18 protein-coding genes are annotated in these 19228 nt (G+C 71.6%); 12 read left to right on the forward strand and 6 right to left on the reverse strand.

Going from position 1 to position 19228, the window contains the following annotated elements; translation table 11 throughout:
• Positions 1-3: 3 nt before the first annotated feature.
• Positions 4-558 carry a hypothetical protein gene (locus tag Q9S36_RS38530; protein WP_311290053.1) on the forward strand — a complete coding sequence of 185 codons (555 nt, stop codon included), beginning with the start codon at positions 4-6 and terminating at the stop codon, positions 556-558.
• Positions 555-1205 (forward strand): maleylpyruvate isomerase family mycothiol-dependent enzyme, encoded by a 651-nt coding sequence (locus Q9S36_RS38535; RefSeq protein WP_311290054.1) that lies wholly within the window; start codon positions 555-557, stop codon positions 1203-1205. The genes Q9S36_RS38530 and Q9S36_RS38535 overlap by 4 nt, the downstream gene beginning before the upstream one ends.
• A gap of 99 nt (positions 1206-1304) precedes the next feature.
• Here Q9S36_RS38535 and Q9S36_RS38540 read toward each other — a convergent pair whose 3' ends face one another.
• Together Q9S36_RS38540 and Q9S36_RS38545 are read right to left on the reverse strand one after the other, a co-directional pair.
• Positions 1305-2264 carry a type IV toxin-antitoxin system AbiEi family antitoxin domain-containing protein gene (locus Q9S36_RS38540; protein ID WP_311290055.1) on the reverse strand — a complete coding sequence of 320 codons (960 nt, stop codon included), beginning with the start codon at positions 2262-2264 and terminating at the stop codon, positions 1305-1307.
• Between the two features lie 179 nt (positions 2265-2443).
• A complete protein-coding gene (locus tag Q9S36_RS38545; RefSeq protein ID WP_311290056.1) occupies positions 2444-3910 on the reverse strand; it encodes a lysine 2,3-aminomutase in 1467 nt (488 codons plus the stop codon).
• A 170-nt stretch (positions 3911-4080) separates the two neighbouring features.
• Here Q9S36_RS38545 and Q9S36_RS38550 point away from each other — a divergent pair, with 170 nt between their 5' ends.
• The 7 genes from Q9S36_RS38550 to Q9S36_RS38580 all read left to right on the forward strand — a co-directional run bounded on the left by Q9S36_RS38550 (position 4081) and on the right by Q9S36_RS38580 (position 11233).
• The gene (locus Q9S36_RS38550) at positions 4081-5148 is read left to right on the forward strand and encodes an L-erythro-3,5-diaminohexanoate dehydrogenase (RefSeq protein ID WP_311290057.1); all 1068 of its coding nucleotides are present in this window, start codon (positions 4081-4083) and stop codon (positions 5146-5148) included.
• Positions 5148-6734: a lysine 5,6-aminomutase subunit alpha gene (locus Q9S36_RS38555; RefSeq protein WP_311290058.1), complete on the forward strand. Its 1587-nt coding sequence runs from the start codon at positions 5148-5150 to the stop codon at positions 6732-6734. Before Q9S36_RS38550 ends, Q9S36_RS38555 begins: the two co-directional genes overlap by 1 nt.
• 88 nt (positions 6735-6822) lie before the next feature.
• A complete protein-coding gene (locus tag Q9S36_RS38560) occupies positions 6823-7566 on the forward strand; it encodes an OAM dimerization domain-containing protein (RefSeq protein WP_311290059.1) in 744 nt (247 codons plus the stop codon).
• Positions 7563-7955: a hotdog domain-containing protein gene (locus Q9S36_RS38565; RefSeq protein WP_311290060.1), complete on the forward strand. Its 393-nt coding sequence runs from the start codon at positions 7563-7565 to the stop codon at positions 7953-7955. Before Q9S36_RS38560 ends, Q9S36_RS38565 begins: the two co-directional genes overlap by 4 nt.
• 457 nt (positions 7956-8412) lie before the next feature.
• Positions 8413-9975, forward strand: coding sequence for an apolipoprotein N-acyltransferase (gene lnt, locus Q9S36_RS38570; protein ID WP_311290061.1), 1563 nt, complete (start codon positions 8413-8415; stop codon positions 9973-9975).
• A gap of 26 nt (positions 9976-10001) precedes the next feature.
• The gene (locus tag Q9S36_RS38575; RefSeq protein WP_311290096.1) at positions 10002-10724 is read left to right on the forward strand and encodes a polyprenol monophosphomannose synthase; all 723 of its coding nucleotides are present in this window, start codon (positions 10002-10004) and stop codon (positions 10722-10724) included.
• Positions 10721-11233 carry an FxsA family protein gene (locus Q9S36_RS38580; RefSeq protein ID WP_311290062.1) on the forward strand — a complete coding sequence of 171 codons (513 nt, stop codon included), beginning with the start codon at positions 10721-10723 and terminating at the stop codon, positions 11231-11233. Before Q9S36_RS38575 ends, Q9S36_RS38580 begins: the two co-directional genes overlap by 4 nt.
• Before the next feature lie 26 nt (positions 11234-11259).
• Here Q9S36_RS38580 and Q9S36_RS38585 read toward each other — a convergent pair whose 3' ends face one another.
• The 3 genes from Q9S36_RS38585 to Q9S36_RS38595 all read right to left on the reverse strand — a co-directional run bounded on the left by Q9S36_RS38585 (position 11260) and on the right by Q9S36_RS38595 (position 14052).
• A complete protein-coding gene (locus Q9S36_RS38585) occupies positions 11260-11640 on the reverse strand; it encodes an RNA polymerase-binding protein RbpA (protein ID WP_311290063.1) in 381 nt (126 codons plus the stop codon).
• 250 nt (positions 11641-11890) lie between these two features.
• Positions 11891-13243 (reverse strand): MFS transporter, encoded by a 1353-nt coding sequence (locus Q9S36_RS38590; protein WP_311290064.1) that lies wholly within the window; start codon positions 13241-13243, stop codon positions 11891-11893.
• Positions 13240-14052, reverse strand: coding sequence for a glycerophosphodiester phosphodiesterase (locus Q9S36_RS38595; protein ID WP_311290065.1), 813 nt, complete (start codon positions 14050-14052; stop codon positions 13240-13242). The genes Q9S36_RS38590 and Q9S36_RS38595 overlap by 4 nt, the downstream gene beginning before the upstream one ends.
• 44 nt (positions 14053-14096) lie before the next feature.
• Between Q9S36_RS38595 and Q9S36_RS38600 the strand changes: the two genes are divergently transcribed.
• On the forward strand, positions 14097-14348 hold the full coding sequence (locus tag Q9S36_RS38600) for a zf-TFIIB domain-containing protein (protein WP_311290066.1): 252 nt from the start codon (positions 14097-14099) through the stop codon (positions 14346-14348).
• A gap of 274 nt (positions 14349-14622) precedes the next feature.
• On the opposite strand, the gene Q9S36_RS38605 is transcribed toward Q9S36_RS38600, so the two are convergent.
• Complete coding sequence (locus tag Q9S36_RS38605) at positions 14623-16146, reverse strand: UDP-N-acetylglucosamine 1-carboxyvinyltransferase (RefSeq protein ID WP_311290067.1); 1524 nt, start codon at positions 16144-16146, stop codon at positions 14623-14625.
• 109 nt (positions 16147-16255) lie between these two features.
• On the opposite strand from Q9S36_RS38605, the gene Q9S36_RS38610 reads away from it, so the two are divergent.
• Positions 16256-17272, forward strand: a complete 1017-nt coding sequence (locus tag Q9S36_RS38610; protein WP_311290068.1) for a zinc-dependent alcohol dehydrogenase family protein — start codon at positions 16256-16258, stop codon at positions 17270-17272.
• The gene (locus tag Q9S36_RS38615; protein WP_311290069.1) at positions 17269-19050 is read left to right on the forward strand and encodes an alkaline phosphatase D family protein; all 1782 of its coding nucleotides are present in this window, start codon (positions 17269-17271) and stop codon (positions 19048-19050) included. The genes Q9S36_RS38610 and Q9S36_RS38615 overlap by 4 nt, the downstream gene beginning before the upstream one ends.
• Positions 19051-19228 lie beyond the last annotated feature (178 nt).

Below are 19228 nucleotides of genomic sequence, written 5' to 3' on the forward strand. Positions count from 1 at the left end.
GTCATGGACGACCTCGTGCTCCTCGACGCGGCACTCGGGGTCGTCGCGGACCGGGGGCTGAACGGGCTGACGCACGAGGCGGTCGACGCGGCGGCCGGGGTTCCGCCCGGCGCCACCGAGGTGTCGTACCCGACACGCGGGGCGCTGGTCGAGGCCGTGACGCGACGCTGCATCGAGCGGGAGCTCACGATGGTGAGCGGGCCGCAGGACGGGGTCGACCCGTCGCCGGCAGGTCTCGCCGCTGCCCTCGGCGACTTCGTCCGGCGTGCCCTCGACGCCGACCGCGTCGTCACCCTCGCCCGCTACCAGCTGCAGGCCGAGGCGGCCCGCACGCCGTCGCTGCGTGCCGCCTACGCCGTCGGCGCGGGCACGGTCGACACGTGGGTCCTCGACCTCGTCCGCCGGGCCGGGTCGCCCGCGCCGGAGCGCGACCTCGGCATCGTGGCGAACTACGTGACCGGCCTGGTCTTCCACGAGCTCGCCCTGCCCACGCCGGACCTCGACCCAGCGGACCGGGTCCGGGAGCTCCTCGACGCGCTCGGCTGGCCCGCCGCATGAGCGGGTCGACAGCGCTCGCCGAGCTCACCCGCACCCACCGGGACGGGTTCGTCGACACGCTCGAGGGACTCGCCCCGGAGGAGTGGGACGTACCGTCGCTGTGCGCGGGGTGGCGGGTCGTCGACGTCGCCGCCCACCTCGCGTGGGCACCCGTCCTGGGCGCCGCCTCCGGCGCGGCGACGCTGGCGCGCCACGGCTTCTCGGTGAACCGCATGATCGCGCGCTCCGCCGTCGGGTGGTCCGCGCGCGGTCGCGACGCGATCCTCGACCAGTTGCGCGCCAACGTCCGGAGCGGGGCGACTCCGGTCGGGATGCCTCCGGTCGCCGCACTGGCCGACGCGGTGGTCCACGGGCTCGACGTACGCCGTCCGCTCGGCCTGCCCGGCCAGGTCCCCGCCGCGGCCCTCGCGCCGCTCGCCGAGTTCACCCTCGGCACGCCGTGGCCGATGAACGTGGTCGTCGGCGGGAGCGCGCGACGCCGCGTCGCCGGCGTACGGCTCGTCGCCACCGATGCCGACTGGACCCACGGCACCGGGCCCGAGGTCCGCGCCACCGCCGAGGACCTGCTGCTCCTCCTCTACGGCCGCCGCGTGGAGGCGGGCAGGCTCTCCGGACCGGGCGCGGCCACCCTCCTCGCCCGCCTCTGACCTCGCCGAGGTGATCTCTCGCCCGCCCTCCGTTGTGTTGGTTTCCCCGCTCGAGCGGGGAAACCCACGCCTGCCGCGCGTTGCAACGCGTGGCAGGAGTCAGATTCCCGCGGCAAGTCCGAGGACCGTGGCGCGCGCTGCCAGTGCGGCACGGATGCGGTGTGCGAGCGCGACCGGTCGCGCGAGGTCGGCCCACGTGATGCGGATGCACACCCAGCCGGTGTCGGTGCAGATCTGCTCCTCCCGACGCTTCTCGCGCATGAGGTAGTCGGCGAGCGACTCGCCCGGCAAGCGGTGCTGCTCGTACTTGATGCGCCCATCGAACTCCAGGAACACCCCGAGTGACCGCCACAGGAAGTCGACGATGCCGAGCAGGTTGCCCGAGTCATCGCGCACCTCCACCTGCGGCTCGGGGCGGGGGATCCGCTGCGCAAAGAAGAAGTGCCACGTGCGGGCCTCCGCGACGTTCGTCAGCCGGGCGTCGGCGCGGGCCAGGATGAGCCTGGTGTTCAAGTTCCCCGGCCAGTGCCGCGCCAGGCCGGCTGCCTCGTGCAGCCCGGACGAGGTGGTCAGACCCAGGTGCAGGACGCCGCACGCGGCGACGAGGCCCGCCTCGGCGCCGTACGTCGCCGCCACCTCGATCGCGGCCAGTGCCGGATGGACGACAGGGACGCCCGCCTTCACCAGCCACCAGCGACTGCCGAGCGCCGCTCGGTGGTGGACCACGCCGGCCTCACGCCGGCCGGCACATCCGTCCGTCCGGTCGATGTGCACCTCGTCGAGCCCGACACCCCAGAGCGGGACCTCGAACTCGGCGAGCGCGCACTGGTGGGACAGGACCGACGTGTGATGAGCCGTGCGCAGCACGGCGCGTGACCGAGCCCGGAGCATGCCGACGGCGTCGAGGTCCTTCGACAGGTCCGAAGACAGGTAGGCGCCGTGCCGCAGCTTGATCAGTGCGCCGGCTCGCACCTGCGTGCTGATGTCGCGGTCAGTCCACCCCTCGGCGATGAGGTCGCGGCGGAGCCAGATGTCGTCGAGCGTGACCGGAAACAGCATGCCCATGGAGTTCCCGGCCGGGACCGGGTGCGAAACGGCGACTCGATGACCTGTGGATCACGGCTACCTGCCGCGGCGTACTGGCACCTGCCGGGCGTTGCAACGGGCGGCAGGTGCCGGTTTCCCCGCTCGAGCGGGGAAACCGACACAGAGCCGGCCGTGAGGTGGAGTGCGGAAGCTCAGTAGGCCTGGAGGGCGGCGGTGCGGCGGGAGGCCTCGGCCATCTCGGCGGCCTTGAGGGAGGCCTCGTCGAGGCGGCCGTGCTCCTCCCACCACTGCTGGCCGGCCTCGGGGAGGGTGTGGATCGGGTCGTAGTACTCGTAGTGGCGCGAGAGGGCCTCGGCGTCGTCGGCCTCGATCGAGGTGCGGTAGTTCTTCGTCCAGTACGAGATGCCGTGCTCGGTGTCGTAGTCGGCGTTCTGGTGGACCCAGCGCTTGCCGACGAACGGCACGTCGCACACGATGCGCGGCGTCGCGAAGCCGGGGAGGTAGCCCATGATGTGGTGCTGCAGGCGCTGCGCGTCGGCCAGCGAGACCCGCCAGTGCTCCGAGAACGGGATCATGTCGCACATGTAGAAGTAGTAGGGCATGATCTGCGCCCCGTCGAGCAGGCGGAAGCACAGGTCGAGCAGCGCGTCGGGGGCGGCGTTGACGCCGTTGAGCAGCACTCCCTGGTTGCGTACGTCGCGCAGGCCGGCGTCGAGCATCGCCCGCGAGGCCTCGGCCACGATCGGCGTGACGGAGTTCGCGTGGTTGGCGTGGGTGTGCATGGCCAGCGAGACGCCTCGCGAGCGGGCCACGGCGGCGACGCGGGCGACGCCCTCGACCACGTCGGGCTGGAGCCAGTGCTGGGGGAGTCCGATGAGGGCCTTGGTGGCGAGCCGGATGTCGCGGATGTTCTCCACCTCGAGCACCGACATGAGGAACGCCTCGAGGCGCGGCCAGGGCATGTTGGCCACGTCGCCGCCGGAGACGACCACGTCGCGCACCGACGGGGTGCGGCGCAGGTAGTCGAGCATGTCGCCGAGGCGGTCGTTGGGCTTGCCGGCGAACTTCAGCTTGTCGATGACCGGCGTGGAGTTGCCGACGAGGTCCATGCGGGTGCAGTGGCCGCAGTACTGCGGGCAGGTCGGGAGCAGCTCGGCGAGCACCTTGGTGGGGTAGCGGTGGGTGAGCCCCTCGGTGGCCCACATGTCGTGCTCGTGCAGCGAGTCGCGGGCGGCGTGCGGGTGCGAGGGCCAGTCCGTGCGGCGGTCGCTGAAGACCGGGACCATGTAGTGGCGCACCGGGTCGGCGTAGAACGCCTCGGTCATCGAGCCCGCGCCGGCCGGCTCGAAGGTCGGGACCATCGTGTTCATCATCTGCGGGGGCACGAGCATCGACATCGTGGCCCGCTCGGCCTGGTCGCGCTCGAGGTCGGCGTAGAAGCGCTCGTCGAGGAGGTCGCCCATGAGCTCGCGCAGCTGCTTGACGTTCTTGATGCAGTGGGCGCGCTGCCACTGCACGGAGGCCCACTCCTCCGCGGTCACGCCGGCCCAGCCGGGGAACCGCGTCCAGTCGGGCTCGACGAGCTCGACCCGCTGGTAGGGGTAGGGCTGTCCGGTCTCGAGTGCCAGTCCGAGGGGGGAGGCGGTCTCGATGCTCATGCGTTTCTCCTTGGAGCTTGCCCCGGGGTCGACCCGGGGTGAGGCCTGACGGCGCGCCGGTTGTGTGGGCGGCGCCACATCTGGAAGAGTACGTGGAGAACGTGCGGCGAGTCCAATGCCACGCCGCAAGATTTACGGCTCTCGCCCGAGAACCTAGAAGGATGACCTGCATGACACCCCCCTCGGACATCCAGACCGGACGCCGCGCCGGCGATCCGACAGGCCTGCACCGCGTCCTCGACGAGGCCGTCGTGCTGCCCCAGGCGGCCCAGCGCCTCGACACCCGTGCCGAGCTCTGGCCCGACGAGGTGCGCGTGCGCGTCGAGCGCCTCAACCTCGACGCCGCGTCCTTCCGCCAGCTCGAGCGCAAGCACCAGCACGACGGCGACGCCGTCCGCGCCGAGGTGCTCGACATCGTCGCCACCCGCGGCAAGATGCAGAACCCCGAGACCGGCTCCGGCGGCATGCTGGTCGGCACCGTCGAGGAGGTCGGCCCGGAGTCACCCCTCGGCCTGCGCGTCGGCGACCGGGTCGCCACCCTCGTCAGCCTCACCCTGACCCCGCTGGTCGTCGAGGACGGCCTGGCGCAGTGGGACGGCCGCTCCGAGCAGGTGCCGTGCGACGGCTACGCCGTGCTCTTCGGCCGCTCGATCGCCGCCGTCGTCCCCGACGACCTCGACCCGGCGCTCTCGCTCAGCGTGATGGACGTCTGCGGCGCACCCGCCCTCACCGCCCGCGTCGTGGGCGAGTACGCCGCCCGCGGCACCCGGCCGACCGTCGCGGTGATCGGCGGCGCCGGGAAGTCCGGCTCGCTCAGCCTCGCCGCCGCCCGTCAGGCAGGCGCGGCGCGCACGATCGGCGTCGTCCCGCACGAGGCCGAGCGCGACCTCCTCACCGGAGCCGGCCTCGCGGACGTCGTCGCGGTCGCGGACGCCCGCGACCCCATCGCCCTGCGCGACGCCGTGACCGCCGCCGGCGGCCCGGCCGACGTCACCGTCGTCTGCGTCGACGTCCCCGGCTGCGAGGGCGGCGCCGTCCTCGCCACCGCCGATGGGGGCACGGTCATCTTCTTCTCCATGGCCACCAGCTTCAGCGCCGCCGCGCTGGGCGCCGAGGGGCTCGCCGCCGACGTCCGGATGCTCGTCGGCAACGGCTACGTCCCCGGCCACGCCGCCTACGCGATGGGGCTGCTGCGCGCCGACGCCGGCGTGCGCGGTCTGTTCGAGCGGAGGCTCTGATGGCACGACCCACCAGCCGGCTCGGCCTCGACCGCGCCGACGTACGCCGCGCGCGCACGCTCGCACGCCAGGTCGGCAAGCCGATCGTGGACCTCGCCCAGCGCCACACCACCGTCAGCGTCGAGCGGGCCACGCTGCGCCTGGCCGGCCTGGCGGGCGCCGACCCCGACGGCACGCCGTGGGTGAACCGGCTCGCCGACGCCGTGCGTGCCGACGTCGGGCTCGAGCACGGCGTCAGCCTGCCGGTCTGGGACGCGCTCCTGCGCGGCGAGGGCGACGACCTGCTGACGCTCGCCCAGAAGGCCGCCGCCGGCTCGGTGACCTTCCGCGTGCCCGAGGGCCGGGACGCCACCCGCGCGACCGCGGCGTCGCGCAAGGCCGTCGGCGCCGGCATCGAGCAGATCGATCGCCAGCGCGTCGCACGCGAGAAGATGATCGCCCGCGTCGGGGACGCGCCGAGCAAGCCATGGATCTACCTCATCGTCGCGACCGGCGACATCCACGAGGACATCCCGCAGGCGCAGGCTGCGGCCCGCGAGGGCGCCGACGTGATCGCGGTGATCCGCTCCACCGGCCAGTCCCTGCTCGACTTCGTCCCCGAGGGTGCCACGCGCGAGGGCTTCGCCGGCACCTACGCCACGCAGGAGAACTTCCGCCTGATGCGCGCCGCCCTCGACGAGACGTCGAAGGAGCTCGGCCGCTACGTCCGGCTGACCAACTACGCCTCCGGCCTCTGCATGCCCGAGATCGCCGCGCTGGCCGGCCTCGAGCGGCTCGACATGATGCTGAACGACTCGATGTACGGCATCCTCTTCCGCGACATCAACCCGGTCCGCACCTTCGTGGACCAGCGGTTCAGCCGCCAGGTTCACGCCCGGGCGGGCATCATCATCAACACCGGCGAGGACAACTACCTCACCACCGCCGACGCGATCGACGCCGCGCACACGGTCACCACGAGCCAGCTGCTGAACGAGTACTTCGCCAAGGAGGCCGGGCTCGAGGACTGGCAGCTCGGCCTGGGCCACGCCTTCGAGATCGACCCCGGCGTCCCGGACTCGTTCCGCCTCGAGCTCGCCCACGCGATGCTGGCGCGCGAGCTGTTCCCCGATGCGCCCCTGAAGTGGATGCCCCCGACCCGCCACATGACCGGCGACATCTTCAAGGGCTACCTCCTCGACGGCTTCTTCAACCTCGTCGGCGCCCTCACCGGGCAGGGGATCCTGCTGGTGGGCATGATGACGGAGGCCGTCGTGACGCCGTGGCTGTCCGACCGCGACCTGGCCCTGCAGAACGTCCGCTACGTCATGAACGCCGCCGGCAACCTGCACGAGGACTTCAACCCCGCCCCCGACGGCTTCATCGCGAACCGGGCCCGTGAGGTGCTCGGGGAGTCGATCTCCCTCCTCGAGGAGATCAAGGCCGACCGCAGCGTGCCGGGCGAGCCGCCGCTGCTCTCCGCGATCGCCGACGGCACCTTCGGGCTGATGAAGCGTCCGGCTGACAAGGGCAAGGGACTCGACGGCGTGGCCCGCAAGGCGGACGGCTACTACAACCCCGCGACCGAGATCCTGGAGGCGAAGTGATGGGTTTCGAGGCTCGCTGCGCTCGCACCTCAACCATCGAGCGCGAGGCTCGCTGCGCTCGCACCTCAACCGACGAGAGGGGTCAGCGATGAGCCTGATCCGCCCCTACGGCGACACCACCGGCGACGGCATGGTGCAGCTGTCGTTCACCTTGCCCATCGAGCACTCCAAGGTCGCCGAGGGCGCCGCGGTGCAGCTCGCGAACAAGATGGGCATGGACCCGGCGCTGGTGGTCCACGCCAAGCCGATGGGGGAGGGCTTCACCTTCTTCGTCGTCTACGGTCGCGTGCACCACCTCGTCGACCCCAGCACCGTCGAGGTCGTCGAGCGCGACTTCCCGCTGCTCACGCCCAAGGAGGCCAACGCCGCGATCAAGCGGTCGCTGCGCCGCCGCCTGGTCGTCGTGGGCGGCTGCATCGGCACCGACGCCCACACGGTCGGCATCGACGCGATCCTCAACATCAAGGGCTTCGCCGGCGAGAAGGGCCTGGAATACTACCGCGAGCTCAAGGTGGTCAACCTCGGCGCCCAGGTCTCGGTGCCGCAGCTCGTCGAGGCGGCCCGCGAGGAGAAGGCCGATGCGGTCCTGGTGTCGCAGGTCGTCACCCAGCGCGACGCCCACCTCCTCAACACGCGCGAGATGTCGGCGGCCTTCCGGGAGGCCTATCCGGCCGCGAAGCGGCCGCTGCTGGTCGTCGGCGGTCCCCGCTTCGACGAGACGATGGCCGACGAGCTCGGGGTCGACCGCGTCTTCAGCCGCGGTACGACGCCCGGCGAGGTCGCCTCGTTCATCGTGCACCGGCTCGCCCCGACCAAGGAGAAGGCCTCATGAGCGACAGCCGCGTCGGCACCGTGGTGACCCACCGCCGCTACGTCCCGTACTCGCACGCCCACTACGCCGGCAACCTCGTGGACGGGGCCTACAGCCTGGGCCTGTTCGGTGACGTGGCCACCGAGATGTGCATCCTGCTCGACGGCGACGAGGGGCTCTTCGCGTCCTACTCCGACGTCCAGTTCCGGGCGCCGGTGCGCGCCGGCGACGTCCTCGAGATCACCGCCACGCTCGTCCGCGAGGGCACCCGCAGCCGCGTCATGGACTTCGCCGTCCTCGTCGTCGGCCGCGGAGCCCCCACCGCCGAGGCGCCCGGCGCGGCCGAGGTCCTCGACCCGCCGGTGGTGGCCACGACGGCCACGGGGACGGTCGTCGTACCCCCCAAGTAGGGCACGCCTACGACAGGCCCTCGGCGTGTCGTCGCCGACACGCCGGACGTGGGCAAAGTTTGTCCGACGACTTTCAACCGGATGCCGGCGCGTTGACCTGCATGAACGCGCGTCCATGCAGGTCAGGGCCGTGTTGACAGCGTGGTCGTCGAGAGGGAGGGTTCCGGGGTCCGCCTGTGCAGCCCGCGGGTGGCGCCTTCGGCAGTGGGGAGTTCGACGTGTGGGACGCGGAGCCAGCGATGCCCACCCTCGCACGATCCGTCGACGGTGCCCCGCGGTGGCTGGATGCGGGAGGGACCTCGGGGCGTTAGACAACTTCGTGCGACCGTCAGCCAGACGATCGCGTGTCGGTCCGAAGCCCCCTCGTCCCTCCCGCACCGCTGCAGGCCTGCCCCGTGGTGGGCAGCCGTCAGCACGTCGTGAACAGCCGTGAGCAGCCGTCGGCTACGGTCTGTGCGTGCCGCTGCGCTGCCTCCTCGCCCTGGTCGGCGGACTCGTCCTGGCAGCGGGCTTCGAGCCGATCGGCCTCGCCTGGCTGATGCCGCCGGCGGTCGCGGCGCTGGTGCTCTCCGTCCGCGGGCTGCGCCCGGGCCGGGCCTGGCTGCCGAGCCTGCTCTTCGGGATCACGTTCACCTATGCCGTCATGGTGTGGATGCGCTCGGTGGGCACCGACGCGTGGCTCGCGATGTGCGCGATGGAGTCGGCGTTCTTCGTGCCCCTCGGGGTGGGCCTGTCGTGGAGCCTGCGCCTGCGCGCGTGGCCGGTCTGGACGTCGCTGTGGTGGGTCGGCATCGAGACGTGGCGCAGCGGCTTCCCGTTCTCCGGCATGCCGTTCGGGCGCCTGGCCTACGCCACCGCCGACACCCCCTGGGGCGACGCGCTCCCGTGGATCGGGATGACCGGCGTCAGCCTCCTGGTGGCCCTCACCGGCACCACGCTCGCGTGGCTGCTGGTCTCCCTGCCCGACGCCCGGCGCCAGCCCCCGCGTCGGGCGTACGTCGCCGTGGCCGCGCTGGCCGTCGTCACCCTCGCGCCGGCGCTCGTGCCGTACCCCCTCGAGCGCAGCGGCACCGCCACGGTCGCGGCCGTGCAGGGTGACGTCCCCGGCACCGGGCTCAACGTCCCCGCCGTCCACCGCGAGGTGACCGCCAACCACGTGCGGCTGACGGAAGACCTCGCCGCCGCGGTCGAGGCGGGGGAGCGGCCGCGACCCGACTTCGTGGTCTGGCCGGAGAACTCGACCGCCGTCGACCCGTTCCTCGACGCCGGGGTCCACGCCGGCATCGTCGCCGCCTCCGACGCGATCGACGTGCCGATCCTCGTCGGCGGCACCAACGGCGACCCCCTCGACGACACGCTGGTCCTCAACCAGGGGATCGTCTTCGAGCCGGGCCTCGGCGGGGCCGACCGCTACACCAAGCGCCACCCGGTGCCGTACGGCGAGTACATCCCCTTCCGCGGCAGCAGCTGGATGCCGTCGACCTACGGGCGCCTCACCGAGGTCCCGCGCGACATGGTCCGCGGCACCAGCCTCGAGCCGCTGCGCATCGGCGACGTGCGGGTGGCCGACGCGATCTGCTTCGACGTCGCCTACGACGAGGGCATCGCCGGCCAGGTGGCCCGCGGCGCCGAGCTCGTCACCGTCCAGACCAGCAATGCGATGTTCAGCCGCACCAGCCAGCTCGACCAGCAGTTCGAGATCAGCCGGCTGCGCGCGCTGGAGACCGGTCGCTGGGTGGTCGTGGCGGCGATCAACGGCATCTCCGGCGTCGTGGGGCCCGACGGGACCGTCGTGGCGTCGGTCCCCGCCCGGGGCCAGGAGGTGCTGGTCGAGGAGGTCGCGCTGAGCACGACGCTCACCCCCGCGGTGCGCGCGGGCGTCTGGCCCGCCAGGTTCACCCTGGTGTTCCTCGTCTGTCACACGGTGTGGGCGTTCGTGGCCTATCGTCGTCGGCGACGTGGCGAGCGCCCGTCCCGCCAGCCGTCCCAGGAAACCGTGGAACGAGGTAGCACCGCGTGAGTTTCGAAGGCCTCGGCCGTGTCGTCATGGTCGTGCCGACCTACAACGAGTCCGAGAACATCGAGTGGATCGTCGGCCGGCTCCGGGCGGCACAACCCGGTGTCGACGTCCTGGTCGTCGACGACAACAGCCCCGACGGCACCGGTGCGATCGCCGACCGGCTCGCGGCTGCCGACGACGCCGTCAGCGTCGTGCACCGCACGGAGAAAGCGGGCCTCGGAGCGGCCTACCTGCACGGCTTCGACGTGGCGCTGAAGGCCGGGTACGACGTCATCGGCGAGATGGACGCCGACGGATCGCACCAGCCCGAGCAGCTGCAGCGGCTGCTCGACGCCCTGCACACCGCCGACCTCGTCATCGGCTCGCGCTACGTGCCCGGCGGTTCGGTGGCGAACTGGCCCGTCCAGCGGCTCGCTCTCTCACGCGGCGGCAACCTCTACGTCCGCCTCCTGCTCGGCATCAAGGTGAAGGACGCGACAGCCGGCTACCGGCTCTTCCGGCGCACCACGCTGGAGAAGATCGACCTTGGCACGGTGAGGTCTACTGGGTACGTGTTCCAGACCGACCTCGCCTACCGCACCCTCACCCAGGGTCTGCGGCTCACCGAGGTGCCCATCCAGTTCGTCGAGCGCGAGCGCGGTGACTCCAAGATGAGCGGCCAGGTCGCGCGCGAGTCACTGCAGCTGATCACCCGCTGGGGGCTCGCGGAGCGTCGCGCCCAGCTGCGTCGCCGCCGGGTCGGGCCGTGACCCACCCCGCTGCACCGCGCCGCAGCCCGGCCCGCAGGCGGGGGTGGCTGCGCCCGCTGCTGGCCGTCGCCTTCGTGGTCGTGCCGCTCGCGGAGATCTGGGCGATCCTCCAGGTCGGCCAGCTCGTGGGCCCGTGGTGGACCATCGTGCTGCTCGTGCTCGACAGCATGCTCGGGGCGTGGCTGATCAAGCGCGAGGGCGGTCGCGCCTGGCGGGCGCTGCGGGAGGCGCTCCAGGGCGGGCGGATGCCCGCGCGCGAGATCGCCGACGGGGCGCTGATCCTCATCGGCGGCACGCTGATGCTCAGCCCCGGGTTCCTCCTCGACGCGGTCGGGATCCTGCTGGTCCTGCCGTTCACCCGACCGGTCGCCCGGCGGCTGCTCACGACCGTCGTGGAGCGCCGGCTCGTCGTCGTACCCGCTGCGGGCAGGTTCGGGCCGATGCCCGGAAATGGACGACGCCCCGGACCGGGCGAGGGGCCCGTGGTCCAGGGCGACGTGGTCGAGTAGTCGACCGGCTGGTGCGCGAGGAGGGGTCAGCTGACCCGCTTCTTCTTGTTCGCGCGGTGCAGGTGCGCGGGGCCGATCTCGCCGCCGCGGAGCAGCTCGAGGCGCTCCTTGAGGATGTCCTCGAGCTCCTTCTCGGAACGACGCTCCAAGAGCATGTCCCAGTGCGTGCGAGCCGGCTTCTCGACCTTCTCCTCGGGCTGGATGCCCGCCGTGCTCAGCGCCTCGGCTCCGCAGCGCGGGCACTCCCAGACGGCCGGGATGTCGGCCTCGACCGACATCGTGACCTCGAAGTCGTGCCCCTGCTTGCATCGATATCCGACCTGCTGACGGGCGGCGAACTCGATGCCGCGCTCGTCCTCAAAGCTCTGGCCGCCGAGCCTCGCGCCACGCAGTGTGCGCTCCGCCACAGTGCCCACCTCCAATGGGTTGCTGACACCCGTTCGTGTTTGTGTACCGGGTCAAGGGTGAGACGGACCAGAACCGGGTTCGTGACGCCGCTCGTGACGACGTGGTCCATCCCCTGTGATCCTTCAACGGTAGCGGGAGCGCCCACATTCCGCGGATTCGATGGCTGCGGACCCACGCTCAGGCGAGACCAACTTCACCCCCAGGGGTGCAGCTCGCCGAGGTCACGGCCGGATCCTTGGCTCGAGGCGCTCAGATCACGGCCGGTACGTCGTTGCCCGCCTCGCGGATGCCGCGAGCGGTGTCGACGCGCCACAGGAGCAGCCCACCGACCACGAAGAAGATGATCAGCGCGAAGATCGCTGGTCGGTAGGAGTCGGTGAACGTGTAGACGAGGCCGAACACGAGGGTGCCGAACCACGAGGTGCCGCGCTCCATGGCGTGGTAGAAGCTGAAGAACTCTGCTTCCTTCCCGCGCGGGATCAGCAGGGAGAAGTACGACCTCGCGAGGGCCTGCGTCCCGCCGAGCACCAGACCGATGGCGACACCCAGCACCAGCAGCGGGATGAGCGACTCCTCGGGGATCACCAGCCCCGCGGTGACGATGCCCATCCAGATGACCAGGCCACCGAGGATGGTGTTCTTCGCGCCCCGCCTCGCCGCGATGCGACCGAAGAGCAGCGCGCCGCCGACCGCGACGAACTGGACGAGCAGGTAGACGCCCAGCATGGTGCCCTGCGGGAATCCGAGCTCCTCGACGCCGTATACCGACGCCTGGCTGATGACGGTCTGGATGCCGTCGTTGAAGAAGAGGTAGGCGAGCAGGAACGTCAGGGCCACGGGGTAGTTGCGCAGCTCCTTGAGCGTGATCCACAGCTGTCCGAAGCTGCGCTGCACCACCCCGCCCTCGACGTGCTCCACGTCGGCGGGCGGGTGGTTGCGGAGACCGCGGAAGGGGATGAACGTGAACGCGGCCCACCACACCGCGGCGGACAGGAGCGAGATCCGCACCGCCATGCCCTCGGTCAGGCCGAAGGTGTCGTGGAAGCTGACGAGGACGAAGTTCAGGGCCAGAAGCAGCCCGCCGCCGGCGTAGCCGTAGGCCCAGCCGCGCGAGGAGACCCGGTCGCGGTCGGACTCCGAGGAGATGATCGGCAGGATCGAGTCGTTGACCACCGCGGACGCGGCAAAGCAGAGGTTGGCCAGGACGAACGTGGTGGCGCCGAGCTGCCAGTTGTCGCCGGTCATGAAGAACAGCAGCCCCGCGAAGAACGCGCCGGCCCAGGCGAAGCCCGCCAGCAGGTCCTTCTTGCGGGAGGTGCGGTCGGCCACCGCACCCAGCAGCGGCAGCACCAGCGCGGAGATCAGCGTCGAGAAGGTGATGACGTACGCCGGCAGGGCGCCCGGGGCGACCGACAGGCCGAGGACCGACACACGGTCGTCGACCGCGGCCTCCTCCGCGATGGCGATCAGGTAGGGGCCGAAGAGGACGCCGGACACGGTCGTGGCGAAGGCGCTGTTGGCCCAGTCGTAGAAGTACCAGGCGCGCTGCTCCTTGGCCCGCGCCAGCGGCGTCAGGTCGGCGATCCCACTCACCTCGGTCATGCCTCATCCTCCACGTGGCCGTTCCACTGCCCGCGGGCGCGGAGCACGTCCCTGAGTATGTCCGTGCGATCGGTCATGATGCCGTCGACACCACGGTCCAGGAGGACGTTCATCTCAATTGGGTCGTCGATCGTCCAGACGTGCACCTGCACGCCCGCCGCGTGCGCCCGTCGTACGAGCCCGCGCGTGGTCACCGGGAGCCGGCCGTGGCGGTGGGGGACCTGCAGCGCGACGGGGTGCCCCCGCGTCAGCAGCCGGGCCAGCCTGCCGCTGGGCGCGAGGAGGAAGGCGGCCACCTCGAGCGGGCCTGCCGAGGTCGCGACGCGTCCGCGCGTGCGCCGGCGGAACGCCCGCATCCGTCGTCCGGAGAACGACCCGACCAGGACCCGGTCCCACGCCCCACGCTCCTCGATGAAGTCGGCGAGCGCCTCCACCGCGCCGTCCGACTTGAGATCGATGTTGAACCGGGCGCCGGGGAAGGCGTCGAACAGCGCGCCCAGGGTCGGCACCCGCTCCGCACCGCCGATGAGCGCCTGCTGGACCTCCTCCCAGGTGCTGTCGGCGATGCTCCCGGTCCGGTCGGTGACCCGGTCCAGGACGGTGTCGTGGAACGCCAGCAGCACGCCGTCGCTCGTGACGTGCACGTCGGTCTCGAGGTAGGTGTAGCCGAGGTCCACTGCGTGCGCGAACGCCACCAGCGTGTTCTCCAGGCCCTCGATCTCGGGGTGGTAGGCGCCGCCGCGGTGGGCGAAGGCGAGCGGACGGGGCGCGTCGAGGTAGCCCGTCGTGGAGGGGCCGGGTGTGTTCACGGGGAAAGTATGGGGGCGCGGAGTACCGTCGGGGGATGGAGAGCATGACGTGTCCCCGGTGCGGCGCCGAGATGCAGGAGCGGAACCTCGGCGAGGCCACCGTCGCCCAGTGCCCCGACGGCCACGGCGTGTTCCTGTCCCGTGCCGACCTGGGCCTGCTGATCGAGGCCGAGAACGACTGGCACCGCAACGCCGGGCAGCACACCGCACCGATGCCGCGCATCACCGCCGACATGACCGCGCCGCCCTCCATGGGCAAGGTCTCGCGAGCCTGGGTGGAGACGCTGTTCAACTAGCTCGCTCCGCCACCGCTGGTTGAGGTGCGAGCGCAGCGAGCCTCGAAACCGCATCACCCGCGCGCGGGGCCCGGAGATCGTGGTTTCGAGGCTCGTCGCTGGCGCTCCTCGCACCTCAACCAACGGCGGTGGGGTTGGTGGTTGAGGTGCGAGCGCAGCGAGCCTCGAAACCACGTCACCCGCGCGACGGTGTCGAGGCTCGTCGCTGGCGCTCCTCGCACCTCAACCAGCGGTGATGGCCGTGGGTTTCGCCCTCACCCGGTGGGGGAGCGGGCTAGATGTCCCTGAAGGTCTCGATGTTGGCGCCCAGCTCGTTGAGGCGCTCGGCGAGGTCCTCGTAGCCGCGGTGGATGACGTACGTCGAGCGGAGCACGCTGCGGCCCTTGGAGGCCAGCATCGCGATCAGCAGGACGACTGCCGGGCGGAGGGCGGGCGGGCAGACGATCTCGGCACCGGAGAAGTGGGTCGGGCCCTCGACGAGCACGCGGTGCGGGTCGAGCAGCTTGACCTGGGCACCGAGCTTGTTGAGCTCGGTGAGGTAGATCGCCCGGTTCTCGTAGACCCAGTCGTGGAGGAGGGTCTGGCCGTCCGCGACCGCAGCGATGACGGCGAAGAAGGGCAGGTTGTCGATGTTGAGGCCCGGGAACGGCATCGGGTGGATCTTGTCGAGGGGCGCCCGGAGGTCGGAGGGGTGCGTGGTGATGTCGACCAGCCGGGTCTCGCCGTTGTTGGCGACGTACTCCTCGGACCGGTCGTACTGGAAGCCCATCTCCTCCAGCGTCGCGAGCTCGATCTCGAGGAACTCGATCGGCACCCGGCGGATGGTGATCGAGGAGCGGGTCACGATCGCCGCGGCGAGCAGCGACATCGCCTCGATCGGGTCCTCGGAGGGGGCGTAGTCGACGTCGACGTCGATCGAGGACTTGCCCGTCACCTTCAGCGTCGTGGTGCCGATGCCCTCGACCCCGACGCCGAGCTTGCGGAGGAAGAAGCAGAGGTCCTGGACCATGTAGTTGGACGAGGCGTTGCGGATGACCGTGGTGCCCGGGTGCAGCCCGGCGGCCATGAGGGCGTTCTCGGTGACGGTGTCGCCCCGCTCGGTGAGCACGATCGGCCGGCCCGGCTCGATCGCCCGGTTGACGCTGGCGTGGTAGGCGCCGTCGGTGGCCTTCACCTCGAGGCCGAAGGGACGCAGCGCCGACATGTGCGGCTCGACGGTGCGCTCGCCGAGGTTGCAGCCGCCGGCGTAGGGGAGCTCGAACTGGTCGACGCGGTGCAGCAGGGGACCGAGGAACATGATCACCGACCGGGTGCGGCGGGCCGCGCCCTCGTCGATGTCGGCCAGGTTGAGCTCGGCGGGCGGGATGATCTCGAGGTCGTTGTCGTCGCCGACCCACCGGGTGGCCACGCCGAGCGAGTTCAGCACCTCGAGGAGCCGGTTGACCTCCTCGATGCGTGCGACCTTGCGCAGCGTCGTACGTCCCTTGTTGAGCAGCGACGCGCACAGCAGCGCGACGCCGGCGTTCTTGCTGGTCTTGACGTCGATCGACCCGGAGAGCGTGGTGGGGCCGTCGACGCGCAGGTGCGTGGGGCCCGCGCCCAGGGCGACGATCTCGGAGTCGAGCGCCGCACCGATGCGGGCGAGCATCTCCAGCGAGAGGTTCTGGTGGCCCTTCTCGATGCGGTTGATCGCGCTCTGGCTCGTGCCGAGCAACTCCGCGAGCTGGTGCTGGGTGAGACCGCGGTGCTTGCGCGCGTCGCGGATCAGGTTGCCGATGCGGCCCTTGTAGTCAGCCATGCCGACCACGGTATCTCAAATATGAGATAAAGCCATTCGGCCGCGCCGGGTCGGTCCACTCGCCCCTGAGGGGGAGGGGGCCTGTGCCGCGCGTGGCAGTATCCCGACCATGCGCGCAACCACCATCCACGCCCCCGGTGACATCCGCTTCGAGGAGGTCCCCGACCCGACGATCGAGGAGCCCACGGACGCGATCGTGAAGGTGGTCGCCGGCTGCATCTGCGGGTCCGACCTCTGGCCCTACCGCGGGGCCAACGACGTCACGGCCGGGGACACCATCGGCCACGAGTGCGTGGGCGTGGTCGAGGAGGTGGGTGCGGACGTCAGGGACTTCGCGCCCGGCGACTTCGTGATCGTGCCGTTCTGCCACAGCGACAACACCTGCGCCCACTGCCGCGCCGGGGTGCAGTCGGCGTGCGAGCACGGCGGCTTCACCCAGAGCGGACAGGGCGAGTACGCCCGGGTGACCCAGGCCGACGGCAGCCTGGTGAAGACCGAGTCGATGCCCGACGAGTCGCAGATCCCGTCGCTGCTGACGCTCTCCGACGTGCTCCCGACAGGTTGGCACGCCGCGGTCGCCGCGGGTGTGCGGCCGGGCGGCACCGCGGTCGTCATCGGGGACGGTGCCGTCGGGCTCTGCGGCGTGCTGGCCGCCGCGCAGCTCGGGGCCGAGCGGGTGGTGGCGATGTCGCGCCACGAGCCCCGCCAGGAGATCGCGCGCGCCTTCGGCGCCACCGACATCGTCCCAGAGCGCGGCAAGGAGGGCAGCGCCCGCATCGCCGACCTGACGAACGGCGTCGGGGCCGACGCGGTCCTGGAGTGCGTCGGCACCGACGAGTCGATGAAGACGGCGTTCTCCGTCGCGCGGCCCGGCTCGACGGTTGGGTTCGTCGGGGTCCCGCACGGCGTGGAGCTGCCGGTGCGACGGATGTTCCAGAAGAACGTCGGCCTCGCGGGCGGCATGGCCCCGGTCCGCCGCTACCTCCCCGACCTGCTCGAGCGGGTGCTCGCGGGCACCATCGACCCGGGGCGCGTCTTCGACCTCACCCTCCCGATGTCGGAGTCACCCGAGGGCTACCGCGCCATGGACGAGCGCCGCGCGATCAAGGTCCTGCTCCAGCCGTGACGAGCCCCGAGGGCACCGACGGCCCGCTGGTCCTGGGTCCGCTGCTGAGGTACGTCGACGAGACCTCCGCGGCGGTGTGGGTGGAGACCCGCGGCGCCGCGAGCGTCACCGTCGCCCGCGGGGGCGCCTCCGCGACTGCCCGGACCTTCGCGGTGCACGGCCACCACTACGCGCTGGTCGAGCTCGCCGGCCTCGAGCCCGGCAGCAGCGAGCCCTACACGGTCGAGGTGGACGGGGCGCAGGTCTGGCCGGAGCCGGACTCGCCGTTCCCCGCCCCCGTCATCGCGACGCTCAAGCGCGGGCGCCCGCTCCGCCTCGCGTTCGGCTCGTGCCGCACGTCGGTGACCCACGACGAGGCCGGCAACCGGATGCACGGGGTCGACGCGCTGCGGGCCTGGGCGCTGCGGATGGCCGACCAGGTCGAGCCGGCCGAGAGCGCGGATCCCGACGACCCCGACCTCGCGCCGCAGCTGCCCGACCTCCTGCTCTTCCTCGGCGACCAGGTCTACGCCGACGAGACCACCGACGAGATGCGGGCCTTCATCGAGGCCCGTCGCGACATCGACCAGCCGCCGTGGACCGAGCTCCAGGACTACGAGGAGTACGCCCACCTCTACAGCCTGGCGTGGTCCGACCGTGCCAACCGGTGGCTGCTGTCGACCGTGCCGAGCGCGATGGTCTTCGACGACCACGACATCCGCGACGACTGGAACACCTCGCTCGACTGGCGCCGGGAGATGGAGGCCACGTCGTGGTGGCACGGGCGCATCGTGGCCGGCCTGTCGTCGTACTGGGTCCACCAGCACCTCGGCAACCTCTCACCCGCGCAGCGGGCCGCGGACGAGCTGTGGCAGCAGGTGCTGGCGCACGAGGGCGACGCGGAGCACGACCTCGGGCCGGTCATCGACGCCTTCGCCGAGCGCGTCGACCAGGAGCCGCAGACCTACCGGTGGAGCTATGTCCGCGACTTCGACACCCAGGCGCGTCTCGTCGTGGTGGACTCGCGCGCCGCGCGCGACCTCCGGCCCGAGTCGCGGGCCATGCTCGACCCCGACGAGGCGAGGTGGCTCGACGAGCAGCTGCGCGGCGACGTCGACCACCTGCTGGTGGCCACGTCGCTGCCCTTCCTGCTCGCGCGCGGGCTGCACCACCTCGAGGCGTTCAGCGAGGCTCTCGCCCAGGGCGCCTGGGGCGGCCCCGGCTCGCGCGCCGGGGAGAAGCTGCGCCAGACCGTCGACCTCGAGCACTGGGGCGCGTTCCAGAAGAGCTTCCAGGAGGTCGCCCGTCAGGTCATCGAGGTGGCAGCGGGGGAGCGGGGGCGCGCACCGTCGACCGTCACGTTCCTCTCCGGCGACGTGCACCACAGCTACGTGAGCGAGGCGTGGCCCACCGACGGCCGCGCGGTGCAGTCCACGCTCCTGCAAGCGGTTTGCTCACCGATCCGCAACCCGCTCTCGCGCAACATGCGCTTCGCGACGGCCGTGCTGTCGTACGGCGTCGCGGGCCCGGTGGGACGGCTCGCCTCCCGCTCGGCGCGAGTGCCCGACGGGCCCCTGACCTGGCGCTACGCCGAGGGGCCGTGGTTCGACAACAACCTCGCCTGCCTGCAGGTGTCGGGACGGAGCCTGCGGATGTGGTGGGTCACCGGCAAGGTGGTCGACGACGACGCCCGGCCGCGCCTGGCCAAGGTGGCCGCCTACGAGTTGGACGAGCAGGGCAACCCGCCGCCGCGCGAGGGCGCGGTCGCGAAGCTCCGGCGTCGCGTCAGACGGCGCTGAGCGACCGGTCGCGCCCGTGGGCGCAGTCGCAGGTGTCCGAGCACGGGAGGTAGGTGTGCTTCCCGTGGCCGCACCCGGCGCACGGAAGGTCGTGCGAGAGATGGACCGAGCTGGTCTCGACGGTGTCCCACATGGTCTGCCCCCATGGCATGTTGCTGGCGTTGCGCGGTGTCCTACC

This window comes from Microbacterium sp. ARD31 (assembly GCF_031844425.1).

Excerpts from the sequence above, each read along its gene's own strand:
- Q9S36_RS38575 (WP_311290096.1), top strand. The coding sequence starts at position 10,002 with ATGGTCGTGCCGACCTACAACGAGTCCGAGAACATCGAGTGGATCGTC.
- Q9S36_RS38545 (WP_311290056.1), bottom strand. The coding sequence starts at position 3,910 with ATGAGCATCGAGACCGCCTCCCCCCTCGGACTGGCACTCGAGACCGGA.
- Q9S36_RS38535 (WP_311290054.1), top strand. The coding sequence starts at position 555 with ATGAGCGGGTCGACAGCGCTCGCCGAGCTCACCCGCACCCACCGGGAC.
- Q9S36_RS38550 (WP_311290057.1), top strand. The coding sequence starts at position 4,081 with ATGACACCCCCCTCGGACATCCAGACCGGACGCCGCGCCGGCGATCCG.
- Q9S36_RS38555 (WP_311290058.1), top strand. The coding sequence starts at position 5,148 with ATGGCACGACCCACCAGCCGGCTCGGCCTCGACCGCGCCGACGTACGC.
- Q9S36_RS38605 (WP_311290067.1), bottom strand. The coding sequence starts at position 16,146 with ATGGCTGACTACAAGGGCCGCATCGGCAACCTGATCCGCGACGCGCGC.
- Q9S36_RS38610 (WP_311290068.1), top strand. The coding sequence starts at position 16,256 with ATGCGCGCAACCACCATCCACGCCCCCGGTGACATCCGCTTCGAGGAG.
- Q9S36_RS38560 (WP_311290059.1), top strand. The coding sequence starts at position 6,823 with ATGAGCCTGATCCGCCCCTACGGCGACACCACCGGCGACGGCATGGTG.
- Q9S36_RS38540 (WP_311290055.1), bottom strand. The coding sequence starts at position 2,264 with ATGCTGTTTCCGGTCACGCTCGACGACATCTGGCTCCGCCGCGACCTC.
- Q9S36_RS38530 (WP_311290053.1), top strand. The coding sequence starts at position 4 with ATGGACGACCTCGTGCTCCTCGACGCGGCACTCGGGGTCGTCGCGGAC.
- Q9S36_RS38600 (WP_311290066.1), top strand. The coding sequence starts at position 14,097 with ATGACGTGTCCCCGGTGCGGCGCCGAGATGCAGGAGCGGAACCTCGGC.
- Q9S36_RS38565 (WP_311290060.1), top strand. The coding sequence starts at position 7,563 with ATGAGCGACAGCCGCGTCGGCACCGTGGTGACCCACCGCCGCTACGTC.
- Q9S36_RS38590 (WP_311290064.1), bottom strand. The coding sequence starts at position 13,243 with ATGACCGAGGTGAGTGGGATCGCCGACCTGACGCCGCTGGCGCGGGCC.